Annotated in this window: 9 protein-coding genes; 5 read left to right on the forward strand and 4 right to left on the reverse strand. The window is 63.1% G+C overall.

From position 1 onward, the window contains the following. On the forward strand, positions 1-531 hold a 531-nt coding region (gene radC, locus NP534_RS23805), incomplete at its 5' end, for a RadC family protein (RefSeq protein WP_274100328.1). A gap of 115 nt (positions 532-646) precedes the next feature. On the opposite strand, the gene NP534_RS23810 is transcribed toward radC, so the two are convergent. Further along, positions 647-2,236 (reverse strand): ABC transporter substrate-binding protein, encoded by a 1,590-nt coding sequence (locus tag NP534_RS23810; protein ID WP_274100329.1) that lies wholly within the window; start codon positions 2,234-2,236, stop codon positions 647-649. 360 nt (positions 2,237-2,596) lie between these two features. Between NP534_RS23810 and rpmB the strand changes: the two genes are divergently transcribed. Continuing rightward, positions 2,597-2,833: a 50S ribosomal protein L28 gene (rpmB, locus tag NP534_RS23815; protein WP_003253504.1), complete on the forward strand. Its 237-nt coding sequence runs from the start codon at positions 2,597-2,599 to the stop codon at positions 2,831-2,833. A gap of 11 nt (positions 2,834-2,844) precedes the next feature. Beyond that, on the forward strand, positions 2,845-3,000 hold the full coding sequence (rpmG, locus tag NP534_RS23820; RefSeq protein ID WP_003253507.1) for a 50S ribosomal protein L33: 156 nt from the start codon (positions 2,845-2,847) through the stop codon (positions 2,998-3,000). A gap of 67 nt (positions 3,001-3,067) precedes the next feature. Here the strand turns inward: rpmG and NP534_RS23825 are convergent, their stop codons facing one another. Next, positions 3,068-3,271 carry an I78 family peptidase inhibitor gene (locus NP534_RS23825; protein ID WP_274100330.1) on the reverse strand — a complete coding sequence of 68 codons (204 nt, stop codon included), beginning with the start codon at positions 3,269-3,271 and terminating at the stop codon, positions 3,068-3,070. Positions 3,272-3,353: 82 nt separating this feature from the next. Then, positions 3,354-3,713, reverse strand: a complete 360-nt coding sequence (locus NP534_RS23830; protein WP_033702294.1) for a cupin domain-containing protein — start codon at positions 3,711-3,713, stop codon at positions 3,354-3,356. A 196-nt stretch (positions 3,714-3,909) separates the two neighbouring features. Here NP534_RS23830 and NP534_RS23835 point away from each other — a divergent pair, with 196 nt between their 5' ends. Beyond that, the gene (locus tag NP534_RS23835) at positions 3,910-5,403 is read left to right on the forward strand and encodes an aldehyde dehydrogenase (RefSeq protein WP_033702292.1); all 1,494 of its coding nucleotides are present in this window, start codon (positions 3,910-3,912) and stop codon (positions 5,401-5,403) included. 142 nt (positions 5,404-5,545) lie between these two features. After that, on the forward strand, positions 5,546-6,685 hold the full coding sequence (locus tag NP534_RS23840; protein ID WP_274100331.1) for an MFS transporter: 1,140 nt from the start codon (positions 5,546-5,548) through the stop codon (positions 6,683-6,685). Between the two features lie 75 nt (positions 6,686-6,760). On the opposite strand, the gene NP534_RS23845 is transcribed toward NP534_RS23840, so the two are convergent. Next, positions 6,761-8,314, reverse strand: a complete 1,554-nt coding sequence (locus tag NP534_RS23845) for a phospholipase D family protein (protein WP_274100332.1) — start codon at positions 8,312-8,314, stop codon at positions 6,761-6,763. Positions 8,315-8,471 lie beyond the last annotated feature (157 nt).

The following is an 8,471-nucleotide window of genomic DNA, read 5'->3' on the forward strand; positions in this document are numbered from 1 at the left end:
TTCCATCGCTTTGGCGGCCTGAGGCAGTTGCTCGATGCCGATCGCCAAGCCGTTTTGCGCGAGCCTGGCCTCGGCCCCGTGAAGTACGCCCAGTTGCAGGCCTTGCTGGAGATTGGCCGGCGTTACCTGGATGAGGGTATCGAGCGCACGCCTGCGCTGGAAAGCCCGGTGGCGGTGCGGCGTTACCTCAAGGCCATGCTGCGGCATGAGGCCAGTGAGGTGTTTGGGTGCTTGTTTCTGGATACCAAACACCGGCCGCTGGCGTTCGAAATCCTGTTCAGGGGTACGATCGACCGGGCCAGTATCTACCCGCGGGAAGTGGTGCGCCGGGCGTTGCTGCACAACGCGGCGGCGTTGATCTTGTGCCACAACCATCCGTCGGGCAACAGCGAGCCAAGCCAGGATGATGTGCACATGACACTAGCGCTCAAGCGAGCGCTAGGGCTGATCGATGTGCGAGTGCTGGACCACGTCATCGTGGGTGACGGCGAGCCGTTGTCGATGGTGGAGCAGGGGTGGATCGTTGCCTAGGTGCTGCGGTGCTTGTGCCGGCCTCTTCGCGGGTATGTCACTGCCCTTGAGAACAGTGAAGTACCTGTGGGAGCGGGCTTGACCCGCGAAGAGGCCGGCACGGGCAGCTACACCCTCAGCGGGTCACCGAAACCTTGCTGAAATCCAACCGCCCGAACGGGCTCACCTGGTACCCCTCGACCCCCTGGCGCAGCAAGGTGGCCGCTGTGGGGTGCGCCAGCGGCACCCACAGTGCCTGCTGCTGGATCAGTGTCTGCGCCTGCTGGTACAGCCGGCTGCGCACGCTCTGGTCGTTGGTGGTGCGGCCAGCATTGATCAACTGGTCAAGGCGGCTGTCGCAGAACCGCGCGAAGTTGGTCCCTGATTTCACTGCAGCACAGGAAAACTGCGGGCTCAGGAAGTTATCCGGGTCACCGTTGTCCCCCGCCCAGCCCATGAACAGCAAATCATGCTCGCCGGCCTTGGCGCGGCGGATCAACTCGCCCCATTCGATCACCCGGATCTCGGCCTTGATGCCGATCTTGCCCAGGTCGGCTTGCAGCATCTGCGCGCCAAGGCTGGGGTTGGGGTTGAGCAGGCTGCCCGACGGGCGGGTCCAGATCGTGGTGCTGAAACCCTCTGGCAGGCCTGCCTTGGTCAGCAGGGCCTTGGCCTTTTTCAGGTCCATGGGGTAGCCAGGCAGGTCCTTGGCGTAGCTCCAGGTGTTGGGCGGGTAGGGGCCGTTGGCGGGTGTCGCGGTGCCTTCGAACACGGCCTTGAGGTAGGCCTGCTTGTCGAAGGCCAGGTTGATGGCCTGGCGCACCTCTGGCTTGTCCAGCGGCGGGTGTGCGCTGTTGATGGCGACGAAGGCGGTCATGAAGGCCGGCGTGCTGGCGACCTGGAGGCTGCCATCCTTGCTGGCTTCAGCGATATCCAGGGGCTTGGGCGACAAGGCGACCTGGCATTCGTTGCGCTTGAGCTTCTGCAGGCGCACGTTGGCATCGGTGGTGATGGCGAAGATCAGCGGGTCGACGGCAGGCTTGCCAGCGAAGTAGTCGGGGTTGGCGCGGTAGCGCACCACGGCGTCTTTCTGGAAGCGCTGGAAGACGAACGGCCCGGTGCCGATCGGCTGGCTGTTGAGCTTTTCCGGGGTACCTGCCTTGAGCAGCTTGTCGGCATATTCGGCAGAATAGATCGAGGCAAAGCCCATGCTCAGGATGGCCAGGAACGTGGCATCCGGGTGGGCCAGGGTGAAGCGCACGGTCTGCGGTTCAGGGGCGTCGATCGACTTGATCAGGCTGCCCAGTTGCAGCGATTGTGCGTGCGGGTAACCGCCCGGGGCGGTCTTGTGCCAGGCGTGGGCCGGGTAGAGCATACGCTGGAAGCTGAACAGCACATCGTCGGCGTTCAGCGCGCGGGACGGCTTGAAGTAGGCAGTAGTGTGAAACTTCACGTCATCGCGCAGCTTGAAATCGTAGATCAGGCCGTCGGCCGACACCGTCCAGCTCGCCGCCAGGCTGGGTACCACCTTGCCCTGGGTCGCATCGAACTCCACCAGGCGGTTCATCAGCACGTCGGCCGAGGCGTTGGTGGTGGTCAGCGAGTTGTACTGGACCACGTCGAAACCTTCGGGGCTGGCTTCGCTGCAAACACTCAGCGCGGCTGCCTGGGTGACGCCTGCGGTAAACAGTGAGGTGAACAAGAGGGAAAGGGCGGCGGCACGCATCGTGACTCCTTGGCTGTCAGTGGCCCATCTGCCAGTGCAGTCTGGAAACGTCCTACCCTAGTGCGCCCGCCTGCAAATGACCACACCCTTTTTTACAAATTCGGCGACGAGTGGTCGACGCCTGCCGGGGCCTGCCGCTATGCTGCCCCGGCGCACTCGGCGTCGTGTCAATATTCATCATATGTTGTTGCAGTCGAGTCTTTCTGGTATAAAGCAGCGCTCTTTTCTAGGGGCTCGGCCTGTCGCATCAGCGGATCCGGTCGATAAGACCTCCAGAATCACGGCGCCTGGCGCCAAAGACTGAGAGATTAAGCGGCCAACCCATGCCGGGTTGGGCATGTGGTTTTAGAGGGCTGAGTCATGTCGAGAGTCTGTCAAGTTACTGGTAAGGGTCCAGTAACCGGGAACAACATTTCCCACGCAAACAACAAAACCCGTCGTCGTTTCCTGCCGAACCTGCAGCACCACCGTTTCTGGGTTGAGTCCGAGAAGCGTTTCGTGCGTCTGCGCGTTTCCGCCAAGGGCATGCGTATCATCGACAAGCGCGGCATCGACGCCGTTCTGGTTGACATCCGTAAAGCTGGCGCCAAGGTTTAAGGGAGAACATCATGCGTGAATTGATCCGTCTGGTTTCGAGTGCCGGTACCGGCCACTTCTACACCACCGACAAGAACAAGCGCACCACCCCGGACAAAATCGAGATCAAGAAATATGATCCGGTTGTTCGTAAGCACGTGGTGTACAAGGAAGCCAAGATCAAGTAATTGATCGGCGACCTGAAAAAAAACCCGCATCCGAAAGGACGCGGGTTTTTTTATGGCCTTCGCTCGGTCAGCCGAAGCTGAATCCCTGAATCAGGCCGTTGGCATCGGTCTTGATGTGCACCCGGTTGGTATCGTATTCGCGGGTGGACATCTCATTGGGGCCTACCACACGAGCGCGGCTGGTGAGTGCGCTGATGGTGGTTTTAACCCCAGGCTCGTAAGGCGTGTTGACCAGCTGGGCGAGGGCTTGCAGGGCTTCATCGTTGTTCATGCTTGGCATCCTTCTGAAGTAAATGGCCCGGTGTGGGCAGGGCCATACTCACGCATGCCAGCTGGCGGGCTGTGCTACATAGTTACTTCTGTTCGAACATCACATAGATCTTGCGGCAAGGCTCCAACACCTCCCAGGTGCCCTTGAAGCCTGCCGGGATGACGAACCGATCACCGGCACGCAGGGTCTTGGCGCCGCCGTCCTGGTCACGCAGCACCGAAACACCCAGCACGATCTCGCAGTACTCGTGTTCGGTGTAGTTGACCGTCCACTGGCCGACTTCACCTTCCCAGACGCCTGCGGCGAACTGGCCGCACGGGCTGGCGTAGTGGTTGTAGACGGCCTGGTCCGGCTCGCCCTTGAGGATTTTCTCTGCCGCGGGGCGGTAGCGTTCGGCCTCGGTAAGAACCTGGGCGAAGTCGATGATGCTGGCGATGCTCATGGTGCGGCTCCTGTTGTTGTTTAATAAAATGGACATCAGTAGGCGTTTAGGCCTTTCGTGTCAAATATATTGATAGTTTACACAGCCTGGTTTAGGGTATCGCTTGCCCGTGTGCGCTCGTCGCCCGGCCAGAATTCTGACAACGCCAGTGAGTCCTCAGTGCGGCGTTGCACCTAAACAAGAGGAGGAGTTTCGTATGACCACCCTGACTCGTGCGGACTGGGAACAACGTGCCCAGCAACTGAAGATCGAAGGCCGTGCCTTCATCAACGGCGAATACACCGACGCCGCATCCGGTGAAACCTTCGAGTGCCTGAGCCCGGTCGACGGACGCTTCCTGGCCAAGGTCGCCAGCTGCGACCTGGCCGACGCCAACCGTGCTGTCGAGAACGCCCGCGCCACCTTCGATTCCGGTGTCTGGTCGCGCCTGGCGCCGGCCAAGCGCAAGGCCAAGCTGATCCGCTTCGCCGACCTGCTGCGCAAGAACGTCGAAGAGCTGGCGCTGCTCGAAACCCTGGACATGGGCAAGCCGATCGGCGATTCCTCGAGCATCGACGTCCCAGGTGCGGCACAAGCCCTGCACTGGAATGCCGAAGCCATCGACAAGGTTTACGACGAAGTCGCGCCGACGCCGCATGACCAGCTCGGCCTGGTAACCCGTGAGCCGGTGGGTGTGGTCGGCGCCATCGTGCCGTGGAACTTCCCGCTGCTGATGGCATGCTGGAAGCTCGGCCCAGCCCTGGCCACCGGTAACTCGGTAGTCCTGAAGCCGTCCGAGAAATCGCCACTGACCGCCATCCGCATCGCCCAGCTGGCCATCGAAGCCGGCATCCCGGCCGGTGTGCTGAACGTGCTGCCAGGCTACGGCCACACAGTGGGCAAGGCCCTGGCCCTGCACATGGACGTCGACACCCTGGTGTTCACCGGTTCGACCAAGATCGCCAAGCAACTGATGATCTACGCTGGCGAATCGAACATGAAACGCATCTGGCTGGAAGCCGGTGGCAAGAGCCCGAATATCGTCTTCGCCGACGCGCCAGACCTGCAAGCTGCCGCCGAAGCCGCCGCCAGCGCCATCGCCTTCAACCAGGGCGAAGTCTGCACCGCGGGCTCGCGCCTGCTGGTCGAGCGTTCGATCAAGGACACCTTCCTGCCTATGGTGGTCGAGGCCCTCAAAGGCTGGAAGCCAGGCAACCCACTGGACCCGCAGACCACCGTCGGTGCTCTGGTCGACACCCAGCAGATGAACACCGTGCTGTCGTACATCGACGCCGGCCACAAGGACGGCGCCAAACTGCTGGCTGGTGGCAAGCGCATCCTCGAAGAGACCGGCGGCACCTACGTCGAGCCGACCATCTTCGACGGCGTGACCAACGCCATGAAGATCGCCCAGGAAGAGATCTTTGGCCCAGTATTGTCGGTGATTACCTTCGACACTGCCGAAGAAGCCATCGCCATCGCCAACGACACGCCGTATGGCCTGGCCGCCGGCATCTGGACCTCGGACATCTCCAAGGCCCACAAGACCGCCCGTGCCGTGCGCGCTGGCAGTGTCTGGGTCAACCAGTACGACGGCGGCGACATGACCGCACCGTTCGGCGGCTTCAAGCAGTCGGGCAACGGCCGTGACAAGTCGCTGCATGCGCTGGAGAAGTACACCGAGCTGAAGGCGACCTGGATCAAGCTGTAAATCGCTGGGGCCGCGCTGCGGCCCATTCGCGGGGCAAGCCCGCTCCCACAGGCTCACCACTGATTTCAGAATCTCGGTGGTGAGATTTTGGGGGCGGGCTTGTTCCGCGAGTGGGCCCAAGAAAATCCAACAGGAAGAACACATGCGCTGGGGCACCTACTTCGCCGTACTGGCATCCGTACTCAGTGTCGGCTTGGCGCTCGGCGTGAGCATGCCGCTGGTGTCCCTGCGCCTGGAAGGGTGGGGCTACGGCAGTTTTGCCATCGGCGTCATGGCCGCCATGCCTGCCTTGGGCGTATTGCTGGGCGCCAGCCTGGCCAGCCGCCTGGCCGGTTGGGTCGGCGTGCCCTCGGCGATGCGCCTGTGCCTGTGGGGCGGTGCGCTGTCGATCGGCCTGCTGGCGCTGCTGCCCAGCTACCCGCTCTGGCTGGCTCTGCGCCTGCTGATCGGCATGTCCCTGACCGTGGTGTTCATCCTTGGCGAAAGCTGGATCAACCAGCTGGTGGTCGAGCAATGGCGGGGCCGGCTGGTGGCGCTGTATGGCAGCAGCTATGCCTTGAGCCAGCTGGCCGGGCCATTGGTGCTGGGCTTTCTCGGCTCGGACGACGACTTCGGTTTCTGGGCCGCGACCGGCTTGCTGTTGCTGGCACCGCTGGTGCTGTTGGGGCGCGGCGGGGCGCCGACCACCGAAGCGTACAGCGTCACCTTCCGCGACCTGTTCGCCTTCTGCCGGCGCCTGCCGGTGATCGCCTGGGCGATTGCCCTGTTCGCTTCGTTCGAGGCGATGATCCTGACCTTGCTGCCGGTCTACTGCCTGCAGCAAGGGTTCACTACCGAGATTGCCCTGTTCATGGTGAGCACCGTGGTGGTGGGCGATGCGGTGCTGCAATTGCCCATCGGCGCATTGGCCGACCGCATGTCGCGGCGCACCCTGTTCAGCGGTTGTGCGGTGACCTTGCTGTGCTCAAGCCTGGCGATTCCGCTGTTGCTGCACACGCCGGTGATCTGGCCGCTGTGGGTGCTGTTCGGGGCCAGTGCCGGTGGCCTGTTCACCTTGTCGCTGGTGTTGATCGGCGAGCGCTATCGGGATGATGCGCTGGTGCGGGCCAATGCCCACGTGGCGCAGTTGTGGGGCATTGGTTGCCTGCTTGGGCCGCTGTTGGCGGGGGCCGGCAGCCAGTGGATCAGCGGGCATGCGTTGCCGTTGCTGATGGCTGTGGGGGCGGCGGGGTTGGTGGTGTTGATTCGGCGGCGGGGGGCTTTCGAGCCGGCTTCGGCTTGAGCATGTATGGGGCCGCTTTGCGGCCCTTTCCGCCCGGTCCGGCGCCCCGGCAAGGCCGCGCCTACAGGGCTGCGATCACAGCATTTTTTCAAGGCCGACGGCCTTGCTGACCCAGGCGTTGAACCGTCGCCACATCCCGCCAGGCTCCGACGTCAGTATCCGCTGCCTGCCGTCTTCTTCAGTCACCCACACCAGTTTGTCGTCCCGCAACTGCGGCTGATAGCTCAGCGCCGGGGCCATACCCTGCACTGCCAGCGCGCGCGTGTATTCGGCCAGTTCCGGGCTGTCCACCAGCACCCCGACTTCGGTATTCCACAGCACTGATCGCGGGTCGAAGTTGAACGAGCCGATGAAGGTCTTGCGCCGGTCGAACACGATCGCCTTGCTGTGCAGGCTCGAATCCGAACCGCCATGGAAGCTCAAGCGCCCGGCACTCGGGTCACCCGGCTGGCGGCGTAACTCATACAGTTTCACACCATGTTCGAGCAGCGCTCGGCGATACGGCGCATAGCCGCCGTGCACTGCGGGTACGTCGGTCGCTTCCAGCGAGTTGGTCAGCAGTTTGACCGAGATGCCGGCATCGGCGTTGTGGGTCAGGTACAGCAAGCCCGATTCACCGGGCACGAAATACGCCGACACCAGGATCAGCTCGTGGCGAACGTTGTTCAGGTCGGGGGCCAGTTGCTTGGTCAGCAACAGTTGCGGGTCTGGCTCGTCATTGGCCAGGACCTTGCTCGGCGCATCCCACAGGGCCTGGCTGTGCGCCCAGATCAACTCGTTGCGCCACACATCCAGGCGCGGCTGCGACTGGTAGGCCATCAAGCGGTCATACAAGGCCTTGCGTCGCGTACGCGCCTCGGCCAGGGAAACCTCCAGGCGATGGCGGCTGGCGTGCAGGTCGTGGGCATCGGGCTGGCGCCAGAGGAAATCGCCGATGGGGCGGCTCAGGGCGCTGTTCCAGTACTGGTCGAAACTGTGGCCCAGCTGTTCGGCCACCGGGCCCACGCCCAGCAGGTCGATGTCGGTGAAGTTGAGGTTGGGTTCGGCATCGAAGTATTCGTCGCCCAGGTTGCGCCCGCCGACGATGGCCATGCTGTTGTCCACCAGGAACAGCTTGTTGTGCATGCGCCGGTGCTGGCGCGACAGGTTGAACAAGCGGCCCACCGCGCGCGTCACCCCGGTGCTGCGCCCCAGGTGCAGCGGGTTGAAGACGCGAATCTGGATGTTCGGGTGGGCGTCGAGGGTACCCATGATGGTGTCCAGGCCGTCGCTGGTGGTGTCGTCGAGCAGAATGCGCACGCGCACGCCGCGGTCGGCGGCACGCAACAGTTCATGGACCAGCGCACGGGTGCTGAGGCCGTCATGAACGATGTAGTACTGCAGGTCGATGCTGGCCTGGGCGTTGCGGATCAGCTCGGCGCGCGCGCGAAACGCCTCGTTGCTGTTGGGTAGCAAACGAAAGCCCGAACGGCCCTCGTAGGGCGCTGCCTGGCGCAGCACCGAGCGACCGAAGGCTGAGTCTTTGGCCGGCAGCGCCTGGCTGACTTCGCGGGGGATGTCGACGCTTGCGCAGCCTGCGAGGCCGCACAATAGCGTCAGCAGAAGCGGCAGAGCTCGCTGCAATCTCAAGGTAAGCGTGTCCTGTACAGCAAAGGCCTAAGGGGTTGGACCATGGTGGGCGGCGCAAAGTTACGCGCAGGCGTCGTCCTGATCCAGTAGACGAAGGGCGGTTTCACCCACTTTGCGCACGGCGGCCTCGATTGACGGCGTAGGCAGGGCCGCGAAG

Origin of the sequence: Pseudomonas sp. 39004 (assembly GCF_028682155.1) — a bacterium.
Lineage (GTDB): Bacteria > Pseudomonadota > Gammaproteobacteria > Pseudomonadales > Pseudomonadaceae > Aquipseudomonas > Aquipseudomonas capeferrum.

Coding starts and splice junctions, on each gene's coding strand:
- NP534_RS23810 (WP_274100329.1), bottom strand. CDS start 2,236: ATGCGTGCCGCCGCCCTTTCCCTCTTGTTCACCTCACTGTTTACCGCA.
- NP534_RS23840 (WP_274100331.1), top strand. CDS start 5,546: ATGCGCTGGGGCACCTACTTCGCCGTACTGGCATCCGTACTCAGTGTC.
- rpmB (WP_003253504.1), top strand. CDS start 2,597: ATGTCGAGAGTCTGTCAAGTTACTGGTAAGGGTCCAGTAACCGGGAAC.
- NP534_RS23835 (WP_033702292.1), top strand. CDS start 3,910: ATGACCACCCTGACTCGTGCGGACTGGGAACAACGTGCCCAGCAACTG.
- NP534_RS23825 (WP_274100330.1), bottom strand. CDS start 3,271: ATGAACAACGATGAAGCCCTGCAAGCCCTCGCCCAGCTGGTCAACACG.
- NP534_RS23830 (WP_033702294.1), bottom strand. CDS start 3,713: ATGAGCATCGCCAGCATCATCGACTTCGCCCAGGTTCTTACCGAGGCC.
- rpmG (WP_003253507.1), top strand. CDS start 2,845: ATGCGTGAATTGATCCGTCTGGTTTCGAGTGCCGGTACCGGCCACTTC.